This is a genomic window from Jiella pacifica, from assembly GCF_010500815.1.
In the GTDB taxonomy this organism is placed as follows: domain Bacteria; phylum Pseudomonadota; class Alphaproteobacteria; order Rhizobiales; family Rhizobiaceae; genus Jiella; species Jiella pacifica.
Window position 1 is genome coordinate 54,848 of the sequence record NZ_JAAAMG010000021.1, and the last position, 25,465, is coordinate 80,312.

Here is a 25,465-nt window from a genome sequence, read left to right on the forward strand (position 1 = left end):
TTCATTGGAGCTTCTCATGAGCAAGACGATCTTGATGGTCGACGACTCGGCTTCGGTCCGGCAGATGGTCGGCATGACGCTCAAGCAGGCCGGCTACAGCGTCGTCGAAGCAGGCGATGGCCGCGAGGCCTTGCAAAAGGCCACGGCGAGCCGCGTCGACGCCGTCATCACCGACCTCAACATGCCGGGGATGGATGGGCTTTCGTTCATCCGGGCGTATCGGGCGACGCCGGCGAGCAGCGGCGTGCCGATCGTCTTCCTGACGACCGAATCGGACGAAGGCCTCAAGGCACAAGCCAAGCAGGCGGGCGCCACCGGCTGGATGGTGAAGCCCTTCAAGCCCGATCAGCTCCTGGCGATCATGCGCAAGGTCGTCGGCGCATGAGCGACCTCGATCCCGCAGAGGTCTTCCGCCAGGAAGCCGCCGATCTCATCGAAACGCTGGAACAGGCGCTTCTCGATCTGGAAAAACGACCCGACGACGGCGAACTCGTCGGCCTTGCCTTCCGCGCCCTGCACACGCTGAAGGGCTCTGGAGCCATGTTCGGCTTCACCGCCGTCTCCGAGTTCATTCATGAATTCGAGACGGCCTTCGATCGTGTCCGCAAGGGCGAGGCTGCGGCCGATCGCCGGCTGATCGCCGCCGCCCTCGAAGCGCGGGACCATGTGGCCAGGTTGATCGACGATCCCGACGTCGACCCGGCACGCGGTCAGGCGATCCTCGCCGCGCTGAAGGTCGCCGTCAGCGGCGAGGCGCCAGCGCTCGGGGCCCCGCAGCCGGAGCCGGCGGCAGCCGTCATGGCTGCGGCTGCCGGTCCGTCGGCGGGCTGGCGCGTCCGCTTTCGTCTTCCCGCCGATGCCCTGACGCTCGGCACCAACCCGCTGCTTCTCCTCGACGAATTGCGGGCGCTCGGGCCCTGCGACGTCCTGGCCGAAGCCGCAGAGGTGCCGACGCTCGACCGGCTCGAGCCGCAGCAGTGCTATCTCGCCTGGGACGTGACGCTTCGGGCCGCAGTGCCGCAGGAAGCCGTCGACGACGTCTTCCTGTTCGTGCGCGACGACATGGATCTCCTGATCGAGCCGCTGGCGGCCCACGGGGCGCAGCAGCCGGAGCAGCCCGACGCGGCGACGGCCGCTGCGGCCGCCCTTGCTGCCGCAGCGGGCCTTCTGGACGAAGCTGTCGCGGTGACGCCGCCTGCCAAGGCGGATGCCGTGCCGGCCGGGCACCTGCCCGCGGGCCCGGCGCGCTCCTCGGCCGTCAAGGTCGAGCGCAATGCGACGTTGCGGGTTCCGGCGGAGCGGCTCGACGAGCTGATGGACCGGGTGGGTGAGCTCGTCATCGCCCAGGCCCGGCTCAGCCAGCTCGCCGAAACGATCCACGATCCTGCGCTGGTGAATGTGGCCGAAGAGATCGAGCGGCTGACCTCCAGCCTGCGCGACACCACCATGGGCACCCGCATGGTGCCGATCGGCTCGCTGTTCGGTCGGTTCCGCCGGCTCGTCCACGACCTGTCCGAGGAACTCGGCAAGTCGATCAATTTCGTCACCGAGGGCGAGGACACCGAACTCGACAAGACGGTGATCGAGCAGCTGGCCGATCCGCTCGTCCATCTCATCCGCAATTCGATCGATCATGGCATCGAGAATCCCGAGCGGCGCGCCGAAACCGGCAAGTCGGCGACGGGGACGCTGCGCCTGTCGGCGAGCCATCGCGGCGCCGAGGTCGCCATCACCGTGTCCGACGACGGCGCGGGATTGAACGGCGAACGCATTCGCCGGCGGGCCGAGGAAGCCGGGCTGCTCCTGCCAGGCCAGGCGATCTCCGAAGGCGAACTCAACCGGATGATCTTCCAGCCGGGCTTTTCGACGGCCGCGCAGGTGACGTCGCTGTCCGGACGCGGCGTCGGCATGGACGTCGTCAAGCGGACGATCGACGGCCTGCGCGGATCGATCGACGTCGACACCCGACCGGGCAAGGGCTCGACGATGACCTTGCGCCTGCCGCTGACGCTGGCGATCATCGACGGCCTGCTCGTGCGTGTCGGGCAGGATCGCTACACGATCCCGCTCGCCGCCGTCGAGGAGTGCCTGGAACTGCCGACGGGCGTCGACGGCGACGCACGCGGACGCAGCTTCCTCAACCTGCGCGGCGATCTCGTGCCCTTCCTCAAGCTCAGGCAGGTCTTCAACACCGAGGGCCGGCCCGATCCGTTCCAGAAGGTCGTGGTGGTGGCCTCCGATACGACGCGCGTCGGGCTCGTGGTCGACCAGATCATCGGCAACAACCAGACCGTCATCAAGCAGCTTTCCCGGCTGCATTCCGGCCTGAAGACCTTCTCGGGCGCGACCATCCTCGGCGACGGGACGGTCGCCCTCATTCTCGACGTCATGAATCTCGTCGCCTTCGGCCAGAAGCTGGAGGAGCGCCGCCGCGCCGAAACCCTCGGACGGGCAGCATGAGCGACATCCAGGAGACCAAAGGCATGCATGCCCTCACCATCCGGCTCCAGGACGAGATGTTCGCGCTCGAAGCGACGCATGTCCGCGAGATCCTCGACCCGGTCCCGATTACCCGCGTGCCGAATGCCGGCGACTTCGTCGGCGGCCTGATCAACGTGCGCGGCAGCGTCGTACCGCTCGCCGATCTGCGGGTCAGCTTCGGCATGGACCGGCCGCCGCCGGACGCCGACACGCGGATCGTCGTCATGGAGATCGATCTCGACGGCGAGCCGCTGGTGGCGGGCATCCTCGCCGACAAGGTCTACGACGTCACCGACATCACCGCCGCCTCGATCGAGGACGCGCCGCGGGTCGGCATGCGTTGGCCGGCCGAATTCGTCCGCGGCATCGGCCGCCGCGACGACGACTTCGTCATCATTCCCGACATGAACCGAATCATCAGGGCAGAGGGAGACAGGTCCTCGTCCCTGGCCGCGAACGAAAGGACCGATCGATGAGACTGACCCTGAAGGCCAAGCTGGGGGCAACCTTCGCGGTCATCGTGGCGCTGTCCGGCATCAGCATGTTCGTGGCGATCCAGAACCTCGGCAATCTGAACCACTCGATCGAGGGCATCGTCAAGGGCAACGCCGCCCGCAACGACCTCGCCGCGACCATCAACGCCCGCACGCTGCGCATCGCCCGCGACGAAAAGAACTACATCCTCGCCGATACCAAAGCCGACTTCGACCGCTTCGGCGGACAGATTGAGAAAGAAGAGGCGGCACTCCGCGAGGAGGTGGCGAAGTTGCGGGAGATGTCGAGCGAGGCCGGCAAGCCGCTCGTCGACACCTTCACCGAGACCTGGAACGGCTTCATGGCGGAGCACGAGAAGGTCGAGGACCTCGCCGATCTGAACTCTGGCATGGCGGCAGTACGAAAGGTCGAAGAAGCCGGCAAGCTGATCGGCGCGGCGCTCGATCCCTATCATGGCATGATCGAGCGTCTGCGCGTCGCGGCGACGAGTGGCAGCAATGCAGCCGCCTTCGATGCCTATCAGGCGGCGATCGGCTTGGAGGACACGGTCGACCAAGTCGCTCTCGATCTGCGCAACTTGATCCTGAGGATGAGCGATCCCGAGGCACAGAAGTCGTTTTCTGACGCCCTCGAGGCTGACATCGCCCAACTCGGCCGCGAAATCGACAGTGTCGGCGCGCGACTGCCCGTCGGCGAGAGAGCCACCTTCGCCGCCTTCAAGGACGGGATTGCGGCTTGGCTGCCGGCCGTCAAGGAAGCTCAGCGGATCGCCATCGAAAACGGTGAATACTTCGCCTTCAAGCTCGCCAACGGTGATGCGGCCGAGGCCCGGCAGAAATCGGTCGATGCCCTCAACGCCATCATCGACCTGAACGGGCGCCAGATGGCCGAGGCGAGCGCCGCCGCCGAGGATCTCTACGTGTTCTCCCGCAACCTTCTGCTTGGGCTTCTGATCGGCTCGACCCTGCTCGCAGCGGCTGCCGCGACCTGGATCGTCCTGAACATCAGCCGGGCGATCGCCAGCGCTCTCGGCCTCGCCCGTTCGGTCGCCGACGGCGATCTCGACGCCACCGCCTCGGTCAAGACCAACGACGAGATCAAGGATCTCATCGACGCCCTCAACGCGATGGTCTCGAAGCTGAAGAACGTCGTCGGCGAGGTGACCGGTGCGGCGCGCAACGTCTCCTCCGGCAGCCAGGAAATGTCGGCCGCGGCCGAACAGCTGAGCCAGGGCGCGACGGAGCAGGCTTCGTCGACGGAGGAAGCGTCGTCTTCGATGGAGGAGATGGCCTCGAACATCAAGCAGAACGCCGAGAACGCCCAGCAGACGGAGGCGATCGCAAGAAAGTCCGCCCGCGACGCCCAGGCGAGCGGCGAGGCCGTGGGCAAGGCCGTCAGCGCCATGGAGACGATCGCCGAGAAGATCCTGATCGTCCAGGAGATCGCCCGCCAGACGGACCTTCTGGCCCTCAATGCGGCGGTCGAAGCCGCCCGGGCCGGCGAGCACGGTCGTGGCTTTGCGGTGGTCGCCTCCGAGGTGCGCAAGCTTGCCGAGCGCAGCCAGGCGGCCGCCCAGCAGATCTCCGGCCTGTCCGGCGATACGGTGAAGGCGGCGCAGGAGGCCGGCCAGATGCTGACCCGGCTGGTGCCGGACATCCAGCGCACGGCCGAACTGGTGGCGGAGATCTCCAATGCCAGCCGCGAGCAGAATGCCGGCGCCGCGCAGATCAACACGGCGATCCAGCAGCTCGACAAGGTGACCCAGCAGAACACGTCGGCCGCCGAAGAAATGGCCTCGACGTCGGAAGAGCTGGCGAGCCAGGCCGATCAGCTCCAGCAGGCGATCTCATACTTCCGGCTGCAGCAGTCGGGCGGCGTCGCCGAAAGGCCGGTCAAGCGTGCGGGCGGCTTCGCCAAGTCGTCGGGCCATCCCGTCGCCGACATGCAGAACGCCATCCGCGTCGCGGCGCCCGCGATGTCGGGCAGCCGAAGCGCCGCCAGGAAGGGCGGTGGCTTCGAACTCGACATGGACGATCTCGGTGACGAACTCGACAGCCGGTTCACCCGCAACGGCCGCGCCGCTTGATGGATTGAGTGCGACGGCTTCATCCGCCCGAGCTGGCAAGGAAGCCCGCCCCGCAGGGGCGGGTCGAGCATGAGATTTCAGGCGAGCTCCCCACGAGGGGCCGCCGAACCACCGCCGACCGAGGCTGCCTGACGGAGCCAATGCGCGGTGGCAGCATGATCGTCCCCGCAAGGGGTGGGTATCGCGGATGCGACGGAGCGCTGCTTCCGTCGAGCGCCAGAGGACACAGGGAACATGAAACTTTCACTCAAAGCAAAATTCGCCGCCGCCTTCGGCTCGCTGCTTCTCCTGATGATGGCGCTGGGGGGCCTGGCGATCGTCAAGATGAGCGACATCAACGACGCCTCGACGGTGATCGCCGAGAACTGGCTGCCGAGTGTCGACGCGGTCAACCGCATCAATACCGACACCTCGGATCTGCGCATCCTCGAATATCGGCATGTTGCCGCTCTCGACCCAGCGGCGATGCGGGGGATCGAAACCGAAACGGCGGAACTGATGTCGAGGCTGAAGGAGCACAGGGCCGCCTATGAGGCGCTCATCTCCTCGTCCGAGGAGCGGGCGCTCTATGGCCAGTTCGACGCCAAGTTCTCCCAATACATGACCCAGCACGAGCGGATGATCACTCAGTCGCGGCAGAACCTGAACGATCAGGCCGTTGCGACCCTGGACGGAAGCCGCAGCCTGTTCGACGACTTCTCGAGCGACATGCTGCAACTCGTCAACATGAACAAAGACGGCGGCAGGGCGGCGAGCGACGCCGCGACCGTGGACTACGACAACGCGCGCACGATCGTCCTGGCGATGATCGCCTTCGCCCTTCTCGTCGGCGTCGGCGTCGCCGTTCTCGTCAGCCGCAGCATCCTGAAGCAGCTCGGCGGCGAGCCCGACTACACCGTCTCCATCATCCGGGAGATCGCGGTCGGCAATCTTTCGGTCGAGGTCGCCACGGCCAAGGGCGACACGACGAGCCTCCTCGCCAACGCCAAGACCATGATCGCCAATCTGAAGGGCGTCGCCGGCGTCGCCGACCAGATCGCTGCCGGCGATCTCTCGGTCGAGCCCAAACCCCTGTCGGACAAGGACACTCTCGGCCTCTCCCTCGAGCAGATGGTCAAGAACCTCAAGCAGTCGGCGGCGGTGGCGGATCGGATCGCCGCGGGCGATCTGACGGTCGACCCGAAGCCCCTGTCGGACAAGGACACGCTCGGCCTCGCCCTGCAGAGCATGGTCCAGCGCCTGCGCGGCATCATCGCCGACGCGCTTTCCGCCGCGCATAACGTCTCTTCGGGCAGCCAGCAGCTCTCGGCAAGCTCCGAAGAACTTTCGCAAGGCGCGACGGAGCAGGCGTCGTCGACGGAGGAGGCTTCCTCGTCGATGGAGGAGATGGCCTCGAACATCAAGCAGAACGCCGACAACGCCCAGCAGACCGAGACGATCGCGCGCCAGTCGGCCCGCGACGCCCAGGCGAGCGGCGAAGCCGTCGAGAAAGCCGTCAAGGCGATGGAGACGATCGCCGAGAAGATCCTGATCGTCCAGGAGATCGCCCGGCAGACCGATCTTCTCGCCCTCAACGCCGCGGTCGAAGCGGCACGGGCCGGCGAGCACGGTCGCGGCTTCGCGGTGGTGGCCTCGGAGGTTCGCAAGCTCGCCGAGCGCAGCCAGGCGGCCGCCCAGCAGATCTCGGGTCTGTCCGGCGATACGGTAAAGGCGGCGCAGGAGGCCGGCCAGATGCTGTCCCGGCTGGTGCCGGACATCCAGAAGACGGCCGAACTCGTGTCGGAAATCACCAATGCCAGCCGCGAGCAGAATGCCGGCGCCGCACAGATCAACACGGCGATCCAGCAGCTCGACAAGGTGACCCAGCAGAACACGTCGGCCGCCGAAGAAATGGCCTCGACGTCGGAAGAGCTGGCGAGCCAGGCCGATCAGTTGCAGCAGGCGATCTCCTACTTCCGGATCGAACAGACCGGTGCCGGCGGGATGGCGGTGGCCACGGCGCCGCGCAAGGCGGTTGCCCGCAAGAAGATCGGCGGTCTCGGCGTCGCCGAAATGCACGACACGATCCGGGCCGCAACGCCGTCCATGAGCGGCCTCGGTCGCGGCGCCAGAGCCACGGGTGGCGGCTTCGACCTCGACCTGAACGACGGCGGCGACGAGCTGGACAGCCGCTTCACCCGCAACGGCCATGCGGCATAGCCCTCTGCAATTTAACCTGCCTCCGGCCTTCGGCCGGAGGCGACGTCCAACCTGATGCGAGGGATCGTGATGGCCGACCACACGCAATATGTGACCCTGGGGGTCGCCGACAGCCTCTTTGCGGTTCCGGTGGCCCGGGTGCAGGAGATCCTGGAGCCGCAACCGCTTGCGAAGATGCCGCGGGCGCCGGCCGACTTCCTCGGCGTCATCGACGTTCGTGGCCAGAGCGTCCCGGTGACCGATCTGCGCCTGCGGCTGGCGATGCCGGCGGCCGAGGACACGCTCGACACGCGCATCATCGTGCTCGAGGTCGAGATCGGCGGGGAGCAGCGCAAGGTCGCGCTGCGGGCCGACCGGGTCTTCGAGGTGGCGGAACTCGACGCCGGTTCGCTCGAACCACCCGCCCGGATGGGAACGCGCTGGCAGGCCGACTGCGTCGCGGGGGTCGGTCGGCGCAACGGCGCCTTCGTCACGGTCTTCGATCTCGACCGGCTGTTCGTCGAAGACGTCGAGGCGAACGTCGCCGCCGCCTAGAGAATGATCCCGAAAAGTGAGACCCGGTTTTCGGACAAGATCATGCGACAACGAGATGTTGGAGCGGGATGCCGATCGAAGCTGATCTCATCCCGCTCTCAGAAATGATCGCGAAGAGCGAGAGCCACTTTTCGAGACGGGATCACGCGGCGACGAAATGACCGGCGGGAGACCGATCGCGGCCGACCCGGTCGCTCGCGCGACCCGACTTCGCTCAAGCTTGGTGAATTAGCAGTTGGTTCGCGGCCGGTGGCCGAGACTCGGGCCGACGGACGCAACGACGCGACCTTGCCGGCGAATGGCAGCGACGGCCGTGCGGCGCCGCCACCGTCCGGTTCCGGATTGGCGTCGGCGTGGGCTCGACGGCCTCTTCGGCGCGTCGCCAAAGGAAACATGGAAATGGCTCTTTCTTCTACGGTCGACGAGGGTGGCCGGGCTTACCGCCCGGCAGTCGTGAACGATCAGATCGCCGCGGCCGACTTCGAGCGGCTCGCCACGCTCGTCACCCGGCACACGGGGATCAAGCTGCCTCCGGCCAAGCAGCTGATGATCGAGGGACGCCTGCGCAAGCGCATGCGTGCCTGCAATCAACCGAATCTATACGCCTATTGTCGTTTCCTGTTCGATCAGGGCGGGCTCGAATCCGAGATCACCCATCTGATCGACGTCGTGACGACCAACAAGACCGATTTCTTCCGTGAGCCCGACCATCTCCACTATATGGAAAACCGCATGGTGGATGCGCTTCTGGCGCAATCCCGGTCTCGCCCGCAGCTCAAGGTCTGGAGCGCGGCGAGTTCCAATGGTGCCGAAGCCTGGTCGATCGCCATGGTGCTCGAGGACATCGCCCGCAAGCGCCGAAACTTCAGCTACGCCATCCTCGGCACGGACATCTCGACCGTCGTCCTCGAACAGGCCCGCCGGGCGGTCTATCCGGTCGAGGCGATGGAGCCGGTTCCAACCGACAAGCGGCAGCGCTACGTGATGGAGAGCCGGGATCCGGAGCTTCGCGGCGAGGTGCGGATCGTCCCCGAGCTGCGCCAGCGCGCCCGCTTCGACCGGATGAACCTGATGGACACGCAGTATCCCTATGACCGGGACGTGGACATAATCTTCCTGCGCAACGTTCTGATCTATTTCGAGAAGGCCGATCAGGAAGCGGTCGTCGCCCGGCTCGTCGGCCATCTCAGGCGGGGCGGATATCTCGTCGTCGGCCATTCCGAATCGATGGTCGTCGTCGAGAAGAACGTTCGGCAGGTCGGGCCGACCGTCTTCCAGAAATCTTGAGGAGGGATCGATGCCAAACACAGCCTCGACGGATGGCGGCGGGAAGATCCGGGTCCTGATCGTCGACGATTCCGCCTCGGTGCGCGCCACGCTCAGCGCCATTCTTGCCGATGATCCGCAGATCGAGGTGATGGGGGCCGCCGCCGATCCTTACCTTGCGGCCGAAAAGATCCGCCAGCAGGTGCCGGACGTCCTGTTCCTCGACATCGAAATGCCGCGCATGGACGGCCTGACCTTCCTCAGGAAGATCATGGCGCAGCGCCCGATACCGGTGGTCATCTGTTCGAGCCTCGCCGCCGAGAATTCCGACGTGATGATGGAGGCGCTCGCCGCCGGCGCCGTCGACGTGATCACCAAGCCGCGGGTGAGCACGGCGCAGTTCCTCAACGATTCCCGCATGCTGATCTGCGACGTCGCCAAGGCCGCGGCCCATGCGCGGGTGCGCGCCGGAGCGCGTCGCCAGCCGAAGATGGTGGTCGAGGCGAAGCATCTGGCGGACGTCGTCGTCCCGCCGATCTCCGAAACTCGTGCCGCATCGCTGCGTCGCTCGATCCCCAAGACCGAGCCGATCGTCTGCATCGGCGCATCGACCGGCGGCACCGAGGCGCTCGCGGCGGTCCTGATGCGGCTGCCGGCGGCAAGCCCGGCGATCCTGATCGTCCAGCACATGCCGGAGAACTTCACGGCGGCGTTCGCCCGCCGGCTCGACGGCATCTGCGCGGTCGCGGTGAAGGAGGCCGCCGACGGGGATCATGTGCTCGCCGGCCGCGTCCTGATCGCCCCGGGCAACCGGCACATGCTGCTGCGCCGGGCCGGCAGCCGATATACGGTGGCCATCGAGGAGGGCCCCTATGTCTGCCGCCATCGCCCGTCGGTCGACGTCATGTTCCGCACCGCCGCGCAGAACGCCGGCGCCAACGCGATGGGCGTGCTTCTGACCGGCATGGGCGACGACGGCGCCCGCGGCCTTCTGGAAATGCGCGGCATGGGATCCCACACGGTCGCCCAGGACGAGGAGACCAGCATCGTCTTCGGCATGCCCCGCGAGGCCATCGAGCTCGGGGCTGCGCAAAAGGTCCTGCCATTGCACAAGGTCGCCGAGGAGATCCTTCGCCATTGCGCCGCGACCGCCCAGACTGCCCGGGTCGCCTCGTGAGCGCGCTGGCTGCCTTCCCCAGCCGTGCCTTCGGCGAAGACGAATGGCGCGACGCAGCTGCGCCCCTGGCGCCACCGCGCGAAGAGCGCCAGAGGCTGAACGGTGCGATCGCCGAGGTCGAACAGATCTTTCTCGGTATCGGCGAGCGCCTCGTCACCTGCGTCGGCGTTCTCGGAGACATGCAGTCGGCCTTTGGCGCCGTCACCACGGCGCATGCCAGCCCGGAACTCGCCTCGGCGGAAGCCGCTATCCGCGCCCTCGTCAGCGAATGCCTCGATCTCGTCGAGCGCCTCAATCACGAGCGCTCGCTGATCCAGCGGCTGTCCCGGGCGCTCGCGGCGGCCGCTCCGCAGATCGACGAGTTGCGACAGACGGTGGCGATGATCGCGGCGATCGCGATCAATGCACGGGTGACCGCCGCCGGAATGCGTGATCACGGCAATTCGGGGCTGACCGTCTTCACCGACGACGTGCTGGAACTGTCGAAGCGCGCCTCGTCGGTGGTCGACGAATTGCAGCAGGGGCAAGTCCGGCTGCGCAGGCTGCTGTGCGATGCCTCGGGCCGGAGCGAGGCCTTCGAGCGGAACTTCCGCACCGCCACGGAGATCCTGAGGGAGCGGATCGAGGCCGACCTTCACGGCGCCGTCGCCGAGCGCAGCCAGGCCGGCAAGGTCGGATCGTCCGCGACGGCGGCATCGCAGGAGATCGCCCAGGAGGTTTCCACCATCGTCGCCTCGATGCAGATCGGCGACAACACCCGCCAACGTCTGGAGCATGTCACGGCTGCGCTCGCCATCGCGCGCGACCATGCCGCGGCCCGGCCGACGATCCTGCGGCTGCAGCTGGCGCAACTCGCCGATGCCCGCGACCACCTCGTCACGGAAACCAGCTACATCCGCGAGTCGATCCTCGTCCTGTCGCGCAAGATCGACCGTTCCTTCACCGCCCTGAAAAACGACCTCGCCAAGGCCGGCGGAGCCGACCATCCCGGCGCCCAGCGCCTTGCCTCGGACGTCGCCCAGGCCGCGGCGGAACTATCGCAATCGGAAGCCGAGCATCAGCACGTCGAAGCGTTGGCCCAGACGATCGGTGGCGACGTCGAGATGTTCAGCGCCTGTTCCAGCGAGATGCGGACGCTCGAATTCGAGATGCGCCTGGTCAGCCTGAACACTGCCATCACCTGTTCCAATCTCGGCCGGGAGGGAAAGGCGCTCGGCGTCGTCTCCCTGCAGATGCGCGAACTGGTCGGCGAGATGGTGGCGCGATCCGAGGCCGTCGCCGGGGCACTTTCGGAACTCGGCACGATCGCCGCCGAACTTTCCGAGGTGCGGCGTGCTTCGGCCGAACGGAGCATGGCGACGCTGGTCGCCGAAGCCGAGCGCAGCCTTGCCCTTCTGCAGACGGTCGGCGGCCGGCTGGAGACCGTCGGGACGGTCCTCGCCGAGCTCGGCGAAAGGGTCGCGGTGCTGACCTCCGACGCCGGGGCGGCGCTCGGCAGGCTGGATGGGCTCGTCGACGATCTGACGGCGGTCGAGGCCGATCTGGCGATCGACGCCGAGGACGAGGCGGAGGAGTGCGAGGCACCCTCGCACGACCATGTGGCCCTGTTCGCCGAACTTCGCTCGGCCTATACGATGGAGGTCGAACGCCAGGTCCACGACGCCGTGCTCGGTGGCCATAACCCGCCGGTCACCGACGATGTCAGCGCCGACGACGGCGCGGCCGACGTCGATGCCATGCTGTTTTGAAGCCGGATGAGGGCGCGCCGGCACCGCTTCGACGGCAGGGGCGATCAATGGGCAAGGACACTGACGGGCAACGACACTGACGCGCGCACTCGTCGGGGAGGGAATGGGCATGGCGCAGAACTCGGAGGTTGTCCGACCGCAAGCACGGATTGCGAGGAACGTCCCTGTGGTGCGGTTCCGCGCCATGCAGATGGCGACGGCAGCTCGAGCCGAATTATGCGGCGAACTGCTCGGAACGTCGGATTATCATCGAAAATGAGGCATTGGTGGAGCTGAGCGGGATCGAACCGCTGACCTCGTCATTGCGAACGACGCGCTCTCCCAACTGAGCTACAGCCCCGTCCACCGATGCGAAGCGGCTTGTAGAGCTTCCGGCCCGCTTCTGTCAACGGGCTCGGCGCGAGTTCGCGGCCGGATCTGGAAGGCGAGTCGGCGCGACCCCGGCGCGGCAGTTTCGAGCTTGGTCCGGACGGGCGGTCCAGCGCCCGTCCACCGATGCGTTAACGCTTCGGAAGCCCTGCTGCTTGCGCCCAGGTGACACGATGTCTACATCCGCGGAGACCGAAAACAAGGCACGGGATCAATGCTGGCAGTCACCTTCGTCCTCTACCAGGCGCTCAATCTTTATTGGTGGATCGTCATCGCCTCGGCCATCTTGTCCTGGCTCTATGCCTTCAACATCGTCAATCCGGGCAATCCCTTCGTCGATGCCATCGGCCGTTTCCTGTGGCAGATGACCGAGCCGGTCTATCGCCGCATCCGCCGCTTCATGCCCGATCTCGGTGGCATCGATCTGTCGCCGCTGGTGGTCCTCTTCGCCATCATGTTCCTGCAGTATTTCATCGTGGTCTACGTCGATCCGGCGATCATGCGGGCGGGCGTCTGAGCCGGCCGTCTGGCTTCTGACCAATGACTGGCCGGGACTTCTTCCAGGTCGACGCGGAAGGTATCCTCCTGTTCGTGCGGGTGACGCCCCGTGCTTCGAAGGATGCCGTGGAGGGCCCGGTCGCCGATGCCGACGGTAACGAACGCCTGGCGGTGCGGCTCCGCGCCGTCCCCGAGGACGGCAAGGCCAACAAGGCGCTGATTGCGCTGCTCGCCAAGAGCTGGAAGATTCCCAAATCGACCATAGACGTCGTGTCGGGTACCACCATGCGCCAGAAGACGATCAGGCTGGCCGGAGCCGATGGCGACGTGGTGGCGATCCTGCAGGCGATCGGCAAAGGCGAGGGAGGTCACGGGTCATGAGGGCAGGTCTTCTGCAAAGGGCAGTGGAGGGCGAGACGCTCTTCGGCACGGCTGTGAGGTCGGGTCTCCTCGCTTTCGCGGCGCTGCTGTCGCTTGCCGGGGCGCCGGCAGGCGCCGCGGGCATCGACAGCGCCTATACCAAGCTGAAGCTCGATGCCTGCGCGGTTCTGAAGGAATACGAGGAAGGCGGCGGCGTCGACCTGAAGTGCGACGGCTACAAGAAAATCCCGGTCTTCGTCTCCGAGGGCGACCTGCGCACGGTGGTCGCCTTCGGCAAGGACAGCCGGAACGGCGGCACCTTCGGGCCGTTCAATTCGCCCGGCGAGACCGTCGAGTGGCGGCTTTCCGGGGGCGAGCCCTTCGCAGCGATCCTGCGTTTCCACGTCGATCCCGGCGACGGCTCGGGCAAGACGGTAAGCGTCCTCGGCATCTACACGATCGGCGGCAAGGGGCGGGAGAGCTGCCCGGTCGGCTATGTCGATGCCAGCGTCAACGCCAATGCCAACGTCCTGGCCCGGAGGGTGGCGGACGAGGATGTGCGCGGCTTTGCCTGCGGGACGGACAGGCCGCGCTATCATGGCAAGGTGAGCGAACTCGGCGGCACGGCGACGGCCGTTCAGCGGTGAACGGTGACGACGGAGGGTGAGGATCCTCTCTCGGGGACCGCAGGAAGGGGCGCATCGGGTCTCGGTGAGCGCGTCCCGAAGCGGCGACGACCCGTTGCCTGAGAAGGCGGCGTTGACTCTGCGTGAAGAATCTTCCGACAGCCGCTGAACCACTCGCCGTGATTCCCGTTTGGCGAGTCATGAGCACCCCACGCGCCTATTGGACCGGCCATATCCGGCTGTCTCTCGTCTCCTTCCCGGTTCGTCTCTTCGCCGCGACGAGCCCGGCACGGACGATTCAACTCCACCAGTACGACAAGAACACCGGGCAGCGAATCCGCTACCAGAAGGTGTCGGAAAAGGACGAGGACCCGGTCGAGAGCGACGACATCGTCAAGGGCTACGAATATGAGAAGGGCCGCTACGTCCCCATCGAGGACGAGGAGATCGAACGGCTGAAGGCCGAGAGCAACCACGTCATCGAGCTGACCCAGTTCACCGACGCCGCCGACATCGATCCGATCTATTACGACCGGCCCTATTACATCGCCCCGGACGAGGACGGGGTGCAGGATGCCTATGTCACGATCCGCGAGGCACTGCGCAAGGCGAAGAAGGTCGCCCTGGGGCGGATCGTCATTGCCGGCAAGGAGCGGATCGCGGCGATCAAGCCCTGCGGCGACGGGCTGATGCTGGAGACCCTGCGCTATGCGCAGGAGGTGCGCGATGCCACGAAATTCTTCGACGAGGTGAAGGGCGGTGCCGCGATCGACGACGAGCAGCTCGAACTCGCCCAACTCCTGATCGACAAGAAGTCCAAGCCCTTCGATCCGAAGTCGTTCCACGACACCTATCAGCAGGGGCTGATGGAGATCATCAAGGCAAAGGTCGCGGGCAAGGAGCCCCAGGCGGAAGAGGCGCCGGAGGAAGACGGCGGCAACGTCATCGACATCATGGACGCGCTGAGGAAGAGCCTCGAGCAGTCGGGCGGCAGCGGCAAGGGGTCGAAGGCCTCTGCCGGTGCGAAATCCTCCGCTTCGGGGACGAAGGCCGCCGGGTCGAAGTCCGCGTCGTCGAAGACCTCTTCCTCGTCGAAGGCGAAATCCTCAGGATCCGCCAAGTCCGGCTCGAAAGCGCCCGCCTCGAAGAGCACTTCGTCCGGCGACGGGAAAACGTCGTCGAAGACGGCCGCGAAGAAATCGGGTGGCCGGTCGAAGAGTTCCAAGGCAGCGTAAGCGATGGCCTCGCTCGAAACCTACAATCAGAAACGCAACTTCTCCCGCACGAAGGAGCCTCAGGGAAAGGCCGATGGCAAGGCAGGACGGAAGGCCGGGCAAACAGAGGGTCGGGGCTATCTCGTCCAGAAGCATGACGCGACCCGGCTGCATTACGACTTCCGCCTCGAGCATGACGGGGTGCTGCTCTCCTGGGCCGTCACCAAGGGGCCGAGCTACAACCCCTCGGACAAGCGCCTCGCCGTCCGCACCGAGGACCACCCGCTGGATTACGGCTCCTTCGAGGGCACGATCCCCAAGGGCCAGTATGGCGGCGGCACGGTCATGCTCTGGGACACCGGCACGTGGTCGCCACTTGGCGACGTCGCCGAGGGGTTGGAGCGGGGCGAGCTGAAATTCGAGGTCTCCGGCGAGCGGCTGAAGGGCCGCTGGGTGCTCGTTCGGATGAAGCCGCGAAAGAAGGAAAAGCGCGAGAACTGGCTGCTGATCAAGGAAAAGGACGATCTGGCCCGTCCGGATGAGGACGGCGAGGACTTTCTTCAGGGCGAGACGACCAGCGTGAAGACAGGCCGCTCGATGGAGGAGATCGCCGTCGAGGAAGGCGGCGAGGGCGGCGACCAGTGGTCGAGCGACGCGACCCGCGGCAAGGGCGGCCGGACGTCCGCTTCGGGCCGGCGCAAGGGCAAGGCCGAGAGGCCGAAGGCGGCGGCAGGATCCAACGCGAAGAAAGGAAGCGGGGCTGCGAAGGCCGTCTCGCTGGATGCCCTCGCCGGGACCTACGGCAAGCCGCAGCTCGCGACCCTCGTCGACGAGCCACCGCAGGCCGAAGGCTGGCTGCACGAGATCAAGTTCGACGGCTATCGCCTGCTTGCCCTGGTCGGCGGCGGCGAGGCGCGGCTGCTCACCCGCAACGGCAAGGACTGGACGGCAAAGTTCGGCCGCCTCGCCAAGACGTTCGAGAAGCTCGACGTCACCGACGGGGTCTTCGACATGGAGGCCGTGGTTCTCGATGATCACGGCCGCTCCGACTTTCAGATGCTGCAGAACGTCCTGTCCGAGGAGACCGACCGGGGGATCGTCGCCTTCGTCTTCGACTGCCTGCATCTGGATGGCGAGGACTTGACAGGCGAGCCGCTGACGAGCCGCAAGGAGCGGCTGAAGGCGGTTCTCGGTGACCAGGGAAAGCAGGCGAAATCGATCCTGCGCTATTCAGACCACATAGAGGGCAAAGGCGACCAGATGATCGCCCGCTCCTGTTCGATGGGCCTCGAGGGCGTGATCTCGAAGAAGGCCGATGCGCCCTATCGCGCCGGCCGGACGAAGAGCTGGCTGAAGTCGAAATGCATCAAGCGGCAGGAATTCGTCATCGTCGGCTTCACCAAGGCTGCCGGCGGCGCCCGGGCGATCGGGGCGCTGCATCTCGGCTATTCGGGCGACGACGGTCTCGTCTATGCCGGGAAGGTCGGCACCGGCTTTTCCGACGTCTCGGCCCAGGCGCTGCGCGACCGGCTGGACGCGATGACCCGCAAGACGCCGCCGGTGGAGAACCTGTCTGCCGCCGAAAAACGCGGTGCGACCTGGGTGACGCCGACGCTGCTCTGCGAAATCGCCTTCACCGAATGGACGAGCGAGGGAAAGATCCGCCACCCCTCCTTCAAGGGCCTGCGCGACGACAAGCCGGCCGAGGAGGTGACGCGAGAGACGCCGCAGGACGAGGAGGAAGCGGTCGAGGAAGCGGCAAGCGAGGCCGCCGGGAAAGGCGAGACGTCGAAGCGCACGGCTGCGAAGCGTTCATCTGTAAAGCCCGCGAAAGCCGCGGCATCCGAGGCGAAGCCGGCGGCGAAGTCCGAGCCCGCGCCGAAGAAGAAGCGGTCGGACAAGCCGATCAGCGTCGCCGGCGTGACGATCACCCATCCCGACCGGCCGATCTTCGGCGAGGAGGACGGGCCGACCAAGGGTGATCTTGCAGAATATTACGGCAAGGTGGCGAGCCTGATCCTGGCCGACATCGCCGGCCATCCGGTGTCGATCCTGCGTTGTCCCGGCGGCGTCGGCGAGGAGTGCTTCTTTCAGCGCTCAGTCGGCAAGGGCTGGGGCGCGGAGATCAGGCCCGTCGACGTCACCCATGACGGCAAGACCACCGAGTATTTCCATGTCGATGACGAGAAGGGGCTGCTCGAACTCGCCCAGATGGGCGGCATCGAACTGCATCCCTGGGCCTCGGAGGTGGGTAAGGTCGACGTGCCGGACCGCCTCGTTTTCGATCTCGACCCGGACGAGGGCATTCCCTTCGAGGCGGTGAAGCTGGCAGCCCAGGATCTCGGCAACCGCCTGGATGGGCTCGGCCTCGACAGCTTCGTCAAATGCACCGGCGGCAAGGGGCTCCATGTGGTGGTGCCGATCACCCCACGCCGCGAGTTTCCCGAGATCAAGGCCTTCGCCGCGGCCTTCGCCGAAAAAATGGTCCGCGACGCCCCGAAAGCCTATGTCGCGACGATGTCGAAGGCCAAGCGCAAGGGCCGGATCTTCATCGACTATTTCCGCAACGACCACGCGGCGACGTCGATCGCCGACTATTCGGTGCGGGCCCGGCCCGGCGCCCGCTGCGCCGTGCCGCTCGCCTGGGAGGAACTCGACGGCCTCGAATCCGCCGACGCCTTCACCATGGAGCGGGTGATCGCCCGCATCGAGGCGGGCGATGCTTATGAACGGCCGACCACGCGCCAGTCGATCACCAAGAAGATGCAGGCCGCGCTCGGGTTGAAGGGCTGAGGGAGCCCGGCTCCAGGGCCGTCCGATCAGTCTCGCTCATCCATCCCGCCAGCGTCCGCCACGAGCTTGAGATGATGGTCCGCGTCGCCGAAGGCGAGGTCGATCATCGCCTGGCGCTTGAAGTGGTGGGCGATCTCGTACTCCATGGTGACGCCGACGCCGCCGTGCAGCTGCACGGCGTTCTGGCCGATGAAGCGGCCGGAGCGGCCGATCTGCACCTTGGCCGCCGAGATCGCCGCGCGCCGCGCCGCCTCGTCTTCTTCCCCGGCATTCATCGCCGCGAAGATCGCCATCGACCGGGCCTGTTCGAGCGCCATGTACATCTCCGACGCCCGATGCTGCAGCACCTGGAAGGCGGCGATCGGCACGCCGAACTGCTTGCGCTCCTTGATGTAGGCGACGGTCAGCTCGACCATCCGCTCCATCGAGCCGACCGCTTCGGCGCAGAGCGCAGCGATGGTTTCGGCCTCGATCCTGGCGATCGCGGGCCAGGCGCCTTGCGGGTCGCCGAGGACTGCGTCCTGGGACACGAAGACATTCGCGAAGGACAGCTCTGCCGCGCGCATCCCGTCCTGGGTTTCGAAGCCCCGGCGCGTCAGGCCCTCGGCATCGGCCGGAAGGTGGAAGAGGCCGAGCCCCGCCGCCTCGCCCGGCGCGCCGGCGGTGCGGGCGGCGACGACGAAGCCGGTGGCCGTATCGCCGTGCAGCACCAGGGTCTTCTCCCCGTCAAGCCGGTATCCGCCGGCGTCCGGCCGGGCCGTCATGGCGATCCGCGCCAAGTCGTAGCGGGTGCCCCGTTCGGCGAAGGCGAAGGCGAGGCGGGACGATCCCTCGACGAGGCCGGGGACGATCGCGGCCCGCTGCTCGGCCGTGGCGGCATGGCGCAGCGCCGCGCCGGCCATGACGACCGAGGCGAGGTAAGGCTCGACCACGAGGGCGCGGCCGAACGCCTCCATGACAATCATCGTCTGGACCGGACCGGCGCCGAGGCCGCCGTCCTCCTCGTCGAAGAGGATGGCGAGGAGGCCGAGCTCGGCGAAGGACTGCCAGATCTTTTCGGAGAAGCCGACGGCTTCGGCCCGGTGCTTCTCGCGGGCCTCGAAGCCGTATTCGGCGCGGAGCAGCCGGGTGACCGAGTCCTTGACGAGGCTCTGTTCCTCGGAGAGATCGAAATCCATGGGGTTCCTCCCGGAAATTGTCGTCGATGGCCGGCCGCTTTTCCTTCGACGTCGGCGTCGACTTGATGTTCTGACGAGGCGGTGCCGAGGTCAGCCGAATCGAGGCTCAAAGCCCCAGGATCGCCTTGGCGATGATGTTCTTCTGGATCTCGTTGGAGCCGCCGTAGATCGACACCTTGCGCATGTTGAAATAGTTCGGCGCGATCGGGGCGGCGTAGTCCGGGCCGACCGGCGGCTCGTTGCGGCCTTCGATTTCCTCGGCTTCGTAGGGCAAAGCGAAGGGACCGATCGCCTCCATCAGGAGTTCGGTCGTCGCCTGCTGGAGTTCGGTGCCCTTGATCTTCAGGATCGAGGAGGCCGGGTCCGGCTTGCCGTGGCCCCGCCGCGCCTCGGCGGAGACGACGCGAAGCTGGGTCATTTCCAGCGCCTTCAGTTCGATCTCGACTGCGGCGACCTTCTCGCGGAACCGTGGGTCGTCCCACACGACGCCGGTGCCGGCCGGCTCGGCCTTGGCGATCTCCTTCAGCCGGCGGATGCGCTCCTTGGTGGCGCCGACGCCGGCGATGCCCGTGCGCTCGTTGCCGAGCAGGAATTTGGCGTAGTCCCAGCCCCTGTTTTCCTCGCCGACGAGGTTGTCCGCCGGCACTCGCACATCATCGAAGAACACCTCGTTGACCTCGTGGCCGCCTTCGATGGTGCGGATCGGACGGACGGTGATGCCCGGCGTCGTCATGTCGATGAGAAGGAAGGAGATGCCCATCTGCTTCTTCGGCGCGGCGGGATCGGTGCGCACCAGGCAGAAGATCCAGTCGGCATATTGGCCGAGGGTGGTCCAGGTCTTCTGGCCGTTGACCACATATTGATCACCCTCTCGGACGGCCCGCGTCGACAGGCCGGCGAGGTCGGAGCCGGCGCCGGGCTCGGAAAATCCCTGGCACCACCAGTCGTCGAGATTGGCGATGCGCGGCAGGAAGCGATCCTTCTGCTTCTCCGACCCGAAGGTGTAGATCACCGGCCCGACCATCGAATGGCCGAAGGGCAGCATCTGCGGGGCGGGCGCCCGCTGCATCTCGTCGAGAAAGATGTACTGCCGGATCGGGTCCCAGCCGGTGCCGCCAAATTCGACCGGCCAATGGGGGACGGACCAGCCTTTTTCGTTGAGGATGCGGGTCCAGCGCACCAACTGGTCCTTGGAGACGTGGCGCCCGGCGCGCAGGGTCTCCTGCGCGTCCTTCGGCACGTTCTCGGCGATGAAGGCGCGTACCTCTGCACGAAATTCGGTCTCATCAGGGGTGAATTTCAGGTCCATCGATCGTCCTCCCGTTTTTGCGGCTGGTCATAGGGGCCTCTCGCCGCCGCTTTTGGCTTTCCGCATGCATCCGCCGGGTCAGCGCTTCAAGCACATTAATTGACGCGAACGTAAGAGTAAATTCGCCACCACGCCTCCGGTCGACAGCCGGGACTTTTCCTCGTGCCAGGATGTGACTAGGGTTCGCGCGACCATTGGTTCGGGCGGGCACCGAATCGCACAGAGGAGAGTGGTCTTTGTTGAGAAGATTGGCGGCCTTCGTCGTCGCGCTGTTGATGCTGCCGGGGCTCGCCGCGGCCCATGGCCCGACGCGCCAGAAGGCGAGCGAGACGATCACCATCGATGCTGCGCCGGACAAGGTCTGGGCGGCGATCGCAGATTTCGGCGACATGTCCTGGCATCCGCGGATCGCCATGGTCGACGCGCCGAAAGGCAACGAGAAAGGCTCGGTGCGGACCCTCGGCTTCACCTCCGGCGGATTGATGGAGGAGGAACTTTCCAAATACGACGCCGAGAAGATGACCTATTCCACCTTCATCGGCCATGTGAACACCGACCTCCTGCCGGCGACGAACTATTCCGCGACGATCACCGTCAAGCCGGCCGACGGCGGGGCGAAGTCGGAGGTCACCTGGCGCGCCGCCTTCTATCGCGGCTATCCGAACAACGAACCGCCGGCCGAACTCAATGACGAGGCGGCGGTGAAGGGGGTGAGCGCCTTCATCACCGAGGGGCTGGAAAGCCTGAAGAAAAAGGTCGAATCGGGCTCGTGAGCGGGCGCTTTCATCGGTGGCGCCGGGAGACCGTGTTCGGCCTCGCCGCGTTCGTCGCATTTGCCGGGGGCGGGCCCGCGTCTGCCGGCGACGTCGGCTATGTGACCAGCCAGGAAGCCGAAACGCTCTCCTTCGTCGACCTCGACCGGATGAAGGTCGAGGCGACGATCAGCATCCCCGGCAAGCCCGCCGGCATCGCCGTCAGCCGCGACGGCCGCCGCGCCTATGTGTCGCAGCCGGACTCGCGGCAGATTGCCATCGTCGACACGGTGTCCCGCAAGCTGATCGGCGAGGTCGACGTCGGTGGCGGGCCGCTGGGCATCGCCGTTCATCCGTCGGGCTCGCCGGTCTACGTCGCCGACTGGTATTCCCACTCGCTGCTTCTGGTCGATCCGGAAAAGCGGGCAGTCGTCGGAAGTTTCGAGACCGGCCAATCGCCGTCCGGCGTCGTGGTGTCGGCGAGCGGCGAGGTCGTCGTCACGGCCGACCGGGATTCCAACCAGATCTCCTTCTTCGCGGCCAAGACCGGCGCGGTGATCGCACGGGTCCCCGTCGGAGAGCGCCCCTTCGGCGTGTCGTTTTCGCCGGACGGCGCCCGTGTCTATGCGGCGAATGTCGGCTCGAACAGCGTCAGCGTGGTGGATGCGCGGGGCCATTTCGTCATCCGCACCGTGCCTGTGGGCTCGCACCCCTACGACGCTGTCGAGACGATGGATAAGGTCTTCGTCACCGATCAATATGGCGGCACGGTCACCGTGTTCGATCCGGCAAGCGGCGAGCGGATCGACCAGCTCGACTGCTGCGACTATCCAGAAGGCATCGCGCCCGGCACCGACGGGGCCCACGTCTATGTCGCCAACTGGTTCGCCAACACGCTGGTGAAGCTCGATGCGACAAGCCTTAAGGAGGTCGGCAGCGTCGACGTGCCGGACGGCCCGCGGGCCTTCGGCGCATTCGTGCGGGCAGCGCCCGCAGCGCCGGAGGGCGAGACGGGAAGCGAGTGACCGGCGGAAAATCGGGAATCATTCCCGCCGAAATTTGCGGGACAACGGCCCTGACGCTCGCTCTGCGGGAGGCACGACGGTTTTCGGGCCGCAGGTAACGAAAGGCGCGGCCATGTGCCCGCCCGCTTCGGGAGGAAGCCAGATGACGTCCATTCTTCACATGCGTTCGGCGCTTGCAGCGCTCGCGCTCGCCGGATCGCTCGTCGCCGGGCCGGCATTCCAGGCCGGTGCCCAGACGAGCGCGGCACCGGGCACCGGGCCGGAAAGCCCGGCCGCCGGCGATGCCGCGGCAAACACCATGAGCGGCGAGGCGGCGGGCGCCACCCGCATCCCGACGGAACCGGCCGAGCGCACCTCCGTCACCCGTGGCGACTATCCGACGGCGGCCATCGCCGACTATGTCTTCGCCTGCATGGCGACCAACGGCGAGACCCAGTCGGCGCTCGATCAGTGCTCCTGCTCCTTCGACGTCGTCGCCTCGATCATCCCCTATGATCGCTACGTCGAGGCCTCGACCTGGCTTTCCATGCGCCAGGTCACCGGCGAGAAGGGGGCGCTCTTCAAGGAGTCGGCCGAGTCGAAGGCCGCGATCGGCGACCTTCGGCGCGCCCAGGCGGAAGCGGAGATCCGGTGCTTCGAATAGACGGCCTTCGCTCTCTCTACGATTGTTCGCCCGTGAAGGTCTTCTCGAACACCTTGCCTTCGGTGTCGGAGGCCTTCGCATGGAACGGGCCCGCGGCGTCTGCGCCATAGGCGAAGCGGAAGCTCGGATCCTCCGAGATCGAGATGCCGCCGGTCATGGTGAAGAGCGGCCTGCCGCCCTTGTCGACTTGAAGGTCGGTGACGAAGTGGGCGGGGATGTAGAGCAGCGTCACCTGGTCCTTCTGCAGACCCGAATTGTTGGGGTGGCGGATCATCAGTTGCGCCTCGTGGACCGACGCCCCGTCGGCGTCGAATTGGCGCATCTTCATCTTTCCCATCTCTTTCGCCGCGACCTCCGGATCCTTCGCCGCCGGCGCGGCGCAGCCGCCGGCCGCCTTCACGAAGGTCTTGGTCACGAAGAGCTTGCCGTCTGCCGTCTCGGCGACGGCGTGGATGTCGGTATAGGCATTCACCCGCACCCTGGTCGACAAGGTGCGAATGTCGGCGCCCTGTGCAAATTCGAAGGTGGCTGCGACGGGCGAAGGATTCTCGTCGATGACGAGGGTGACCTTACGCACGTCCATCTTCGGATCGAAGCTGAGCGTCACCGGCACGATGGCCGGATCGGTCGCCCGCTTCGGCGCCTCGATGGCGATGGTGTCCGTGCCTTCGACGAGTTCCCTGTCGCCGAAGAGGTCCGGCCTCAGATCGGCCCAGGCCGAGCTCGCTTCGGCGGCCTTCTGTTCCGGCGAGAGCGCGGTTTGCGCAGCGGCCGGTCCGGCAATCGCCAGCACGAAAATCGCCGATGCGGCGAGGGCTGCGCCCCGGGACGTCGTGCGATTCCTGCCGTTCCTGGTCATGACTTTCCTCCCATGGATCTTCGATCTGATGGCGCGCGAACTCCCATTCGCGTCGGCGGTCAGAATTCAAGGCGCTCCGACCGCCGCTCTCACAGCCTCCGTCGCAATGTCGCCCGCCTTGGCCTCTGCGGCAAGCTTCGAGACTTTCACGGAAGTGGGAACGTCCCGATGCCGACGTCACCGCCTTGCCGCTCTGCGGCGCGGCCCCACCGTTCGCCTGGGAGTTATCAACGACGCGGCGGGAGACTATTCCCATTCGAGTTCGGCATAGGCCGCGGTGGCATTGCGCGGATTGTAGTCCGCGAACAGCTGCCACTCCTGGCTTTCGCCGGCCGCTGCATCGGGAACGGCCTCGGCGAGGGGAATGCCGGCGGCGATCGCCCTGCGGATATCGGCGGCCAGGGTTTCGAGATAGCGGCGTTCCGGCTCGAGCGCCTCCGGCCACGGCGCGCTCACCGGGCCGTGGCCGGGCACCACCCGCTCCGCCGGGATGGCCATCAGGTCCGGGATCTGCGCCAGCCAGCCCTTGAGGCTGCCATCGAGCACCGGACAATGGTCCATGAAGACGAGATCGCCGGCAAACAGCGTCTTGGTCTCCTCGTCATAGACCGTCAGGTCGTTGTCCGTATGGGCGGTCTGCCAGGCCTTCACGACGAGGGTCCGCCCGCCGAGGTCGATCCGACGCTCGCCCTCGACGGTTTCGTCCGGCAGAGTGATCGAGACTTCGGCGGCCAAGTCCGGCCCGATCTGCGTCGCCATCGACTGCTGGTAGAACTCGGCGCGGGCCGCAAGCGCCGCCGGCAACCGGCGATGACCGACGATCGTCGCGCCGACGGCGTCGAAGACCTGATTGCCGAAGACGTGGTCCGGATGCATGTGGGTGTTGATCAGGAATCTGACCGGCTTGTCCGTGACCCGGCGAATCGCTTCGAGCGCCGCTTCGCCATCCGCCACGCTGCCACCCGAATCGATCATCGCGACGGCGTCCTCGCCGACGACGAAGCCGATATTGGCGATGGCTCCCTGATTCGCCGGCGTCTCCTCGGCGACGAGGCCGTGGCGGACGTAGACGCCGGCAGCGATTTCTTCGAAGGCCGAAGCCGCAGCGGCCGATTTGCCCGCCGGCCAAACCCCCAGAATCGCCATTGCCGCGATTGCCAGGCATGCGGCGCCGCGAGCCCTTGCTCTCTTCACGTCTTTCTCCCTCGTCCCCGGCGGCAGCCGCGTCGCGTCCCGGCGCTCGTCGTCCAGGCCGGTCGCGGCTGGGACGCACGGCGCTCGGACCGCCTGGCCACAGCTTTCGAAGCATGAACCTCGATGGTGCATCTGCATAGCTCGGCCTGCGGCATGATGGCATTGTACCGCAGTGCAAAAGCGACCTTGCTCAGTAAAAGCGCTTCCGCGCGCGGCAATATTATGCGCGGTGTTCCCTTGATGGTTTCACCCGTCGAGAGGGTGAATCCGGCCGCTTCTGTCACGTTGGGGAGGAAATTCGCCGAGAAAACCAAGTCCCGACGGCAATTTTGTTTGATCCCAGAGGGCCGAGGCGTCAAAAGCCTGGAGTAAAACGTCAATGTGACGCGCAATCACAACGACCTATGCCTCAAAGGTTACGCCTCGCCAGTATGCGTCAATGCGCCATATCGCCAGAGACTATTGTGCAGCGCACCTAGAAAAACTCCAGATCGATGCTTGCGCAGGAAAAATTCCCGCACTAGGGTGCGTCTCATGGTTTCCGGCTTCAAGATCGGGGTGTTGGGAGCGCCCCGAATCTCGAAGGCCACTGGTAGGGTATACATCAACGGTGCCCACCAAGACCCCTATTGGAGGTCGTGACACGCTGCCGGAAGCCT

At 66.3% G+C, this 25,465-nt stretch carries 21 protein-coding genes and 1 tRNA gene; 17 read left to right on the forward strand and 5 right to left on the reverse strand.

What is annotated here, in order from left to right:
- Positions 1-16: 16 nt before the first annotated feature.
- The 9 genes from GTK09_RS20895 (at position 17) to GTK09_RS20935 (ending at position 11,986) form a co-directional block, all read left to right on the forward strand.
- Entirely contained in the window at positions 17-385 is a 369-nt protein-coding gene (locus GTK09_RS20895; RefSeq protein WP_163465335.1) for a response regulator, read from the forward strand.
- Entirely contained in the window at positions 382-2,460 is a 2,079-nt protein-coding gene (locus tag GTK09_RS20900; protein WP_163465336.1) for a chemotaxis protein CheA, read from the forward strand. Before GTK09_RS20895 ends, GTK09_RS20900 begins: the two co-directional genes overlap by 4 nt.
- Positions 2,457-2,957, forward strand: coding sequence for a chemotaxis protein CheW (locus GTK09_RS20905; RefSeq protein WP_246218037.1), 501 nt, complete (start codon positions 2,457-2,459; stop codon positions 2,955-2,957). The genes GTK09_RS20900 and GTK09_RS20905 overlap by 4 nt, the downstream gene beginning before the upstream one ends.
- Positions 2,954-5,062: a HAMP domain-containing methyl-accepting chemotaxis protein gene (locus GTK09_RS20910; protein ID WP_246218038.1), complete on the forward strand. Its 2,109-nt coding sequence runs from the start codon at positions 2,954-2,956 to the stop codon at positions 5,060-5,062. Before GTK09_RS20905 ends, GTK09_RS20910 begins: the two co-directional genes overlap by 4 nt.
- Positions 5,063-5,296: 234 nt before the next feature.
- A complete protein-coding gene (locus GTK09_RS20915) occupies positions 5,297-7,261 on the forward strand; it encodes a methyl-accepting chemotaxis protein (RefSeq protein WP_163465337.1) in 1,965 nt (654 codons plus the stop codon).
- Between the two features lie 69 nt (positions 7,262-7,330).
- Entirely contained in the window at positions 7,331-7,795 is a 465-nt protein-coding gene (locus GTK09_RS20920; protein WP_163465338.1) for a chemotaxis protein CheW, read from the forward strand.
- Between the two features lie 399 nt (positions 7,796-8,194).
- Positions 8,195-9,082, forward strand: a complete 888-nt coding sequence (locus tag GTK09_RS20925; RefSeq protein WP_163465339.1) for a CheR family methyltransferase — start codon at positions 8,195-8,197, stop codon at positions 9,080-9,082.
- A 10-nt stretch (positions 9,083-9,092) separates the two neighbouring features.
- Entirely contained in the window at positions 9,093-10,238 is a 1,146-nt protein-coding gene (locus tag GTK09_RS20930; RefSeq protein ID WP_163465340.1) for a protein-glutamate methylesterase/protein-glutamine glutaminase, read from the forward strand.
- A complete protein-coding gene (locus tag GTK09_RS20935) occupies positions 10,235-11,986 on the forward strand; it encodes a hypothetical protein (RefSeq protein ID WP_163465341.1) in 1,752 nt (583 codons plus the stop codon). Before GTK09_RS20930 ends, GTK09_RS20935 begins: the two co-directional genes overlap by 4 nt.
- 264 nt (positions 11,987-12,250) lie before the next feature.
- Here the strand turns inward: GTK09_RS20935 and GTK09_RS20940 are convergent.
- Positions 12,251-12,326 (reverse strand) — tRNA-Ala (locus tag GTK09_RS20940).
- A gap of 243 nt (positions 12,327-12,569) precedes the next feature.
- Between GTK09_RS20940 and GTK09_RS20945 the strand changes: the two genes are divergently transcribed.
- The 5 genes from GTK09_RS20945 (at position 12,570) to ligD (ending at position 17,846) form a co-directional block, all read left to right on the forward strand.
- Entirely contained in the window at positions 12,570-12,872 is a 303-nt protein-coding gene (locus GTK09_RS20945) for a YggT family protein (RefSeq protein WP_163465342.1), read from the forward strand.
- 23 nt (positions 12,873-12,895) lie between these two features.
- The gene (locus GTK09_RS20950; RefSeq protein ID WP_163465343.1) at positions 12,896-13,234 is read left to right on the forward strand and encodes a DUF167 domain-containing protein; all 339 of its coding nucleotides are present in this window, start codon (positions 12,896-12,898) and stop codon (positions 13,232-13,234) included.
- A complete protein-coding gene (locus GTK09_RS20955; RefSeq protein ID WP_163465344.1) occupies positions 13,231-13,860 on the forward strand; it encodes a hypothetical protein in 630 nt (209 codons plus the stop codon). Before GTK09_RS20950 ends, GTK09_RS20955 begins: the two co-directional genes overlap by 4 nt.
- Positions 13,861-14,039: 179 nt before the next feature.
- Positions 14,040-15,074, forward strand: a complete 1,035-nt coding sequence (gene ku, locus GTK09_RS20960; RefSeq protein WP_163465345.1) for a non-homologous end joining protein Ku — start codon at positions 14,040-14,042, stop codon at positions 15,072-15,074.
- Positions 15,075-15,077: 3 nt separating this feature from the next.
- Complete coding sequence (gene ligD / locus GTK09_RS20965; RefSeq protein ID WP_163465346.1) at positions 15,078-17,846, forward strand: DNA ligase D; 2,769 nt, start codon at positions 15,078-15,080, stop codon at positions 17,844-17,846.
- A gap of 26 nt (positions 17,847-17,872) precedes the next feature.
- On the opposite strand, the gene GTK09_RS20970 is transcribed toward ligD, so the two are convergent.
- Together GTK09_RS20970 and pimC are read right to left on the reverse strand one after the other, a co-directional pair.
- Positions 17,873-19,024: an acyl-CoA dehydrogenase family protein gene (locus GTK09_RS20970; protein ID WP_163465347.1), complete on the reverse strand. Its 1,152-nt coding sequence runs from the start codon at positions 19,022-19,024 to the stop codon at positions 17,873-17,875.
- A gap of 106 nt (positions 19,025-19,130) precedes the next feature.
- Positions 19,131-20,333, reverse strand: a complete 1,203-nt coding sequence (pimC, locus tag GTK09_RS20975) for a pimeloyl-CoA dehydrogenase large subunit (protein WP_163465348.1) — start codon at positions 20,331-20,333, stop codon at positions 19,131-19,133.
- 275 nt (positions 20,334-20,608) lie between these two features.
- On the opposite strand from pimC, the gene GTK09_RS20980 reads away from it, so the two are divergent.
- The 3 genes from GTK09_RS20980 (at position 20,609) to GTK09_RS20990 (ending at position 22,753) form a co-directional block, all read left to right on the forward strand.
- A complete protein-coding gene (locus GTK09_RS20980) occupies positions 20,609-21,106 on the forward strand; it encodes an SRPBCC family protein (protein ID WP_163465376.1) in 498 nt (165 codons plus the stop codon).
- Positions 21,103-22,110, forward strand: coding sequence for a YncE family protein (locus GTK09_RS20985; protein ID WP_312869934.1), 1,008 nt, complete (start codon positions 21,103-21,105; stop codon positions 22,108-22,110). The genes GTK09_RS20980 and GTK09_RS20985 overlap by 4 nt, the downstream gene beginning before the upstream one ends.
- 298 nt (positions 22,111-22,408) lie before the next feature.
- Positions 22,409-22,753 (forward strand): hypothetical protein, encoded by a 345-nt coding sequence (locus tag GTK09_RS20990; RefSeq protein WP_203561146.1) that lies wholly within the window; start codon positions 22,409-22,411, stop codon positions 22,751-22,753.
- A 16-nt stretch (positions 22,754-22,769) separates the two neighbouring features.
- On the opposite strand, the gene GTK09_RS20995 is transcribed toward GTK09_RS20990, so the two are convergent.
- Both GTK09_RS20995 and GTK09_RS21000 read right to left on the reverse strand, forming a co-directional pair.
- Positions 22,770-23,612: a quinoprotein dehydrogenase-associated SoxYZ-like carrier gene (locus tag GTK09_RS20995; RefSeq protein ID WP_163465349.1), complete on the reverse strand. Its 843-nt coding sequence runs from the start codon at positions 23,610-23,612 to the stop codon at positions 22,770-22,772.
- Positions 23,613-23,858: 246 nt separating this feature from the next.
- The gene (locus GTK09_RS21000; RefSeq protein WP_163465379.1) at positions 23,859-24,758 is read right to left on the reverse strand and encodes a quinoprotein relay system zinc metallohydrolase 2; all 900 of its coding nucleotides are present in this window, start codon (positions 24,756-24,758) and stop codon (positions 23,859-23,861) included.
- Positions 24,759-25,465: the final 707 nt, after the last annotated feature.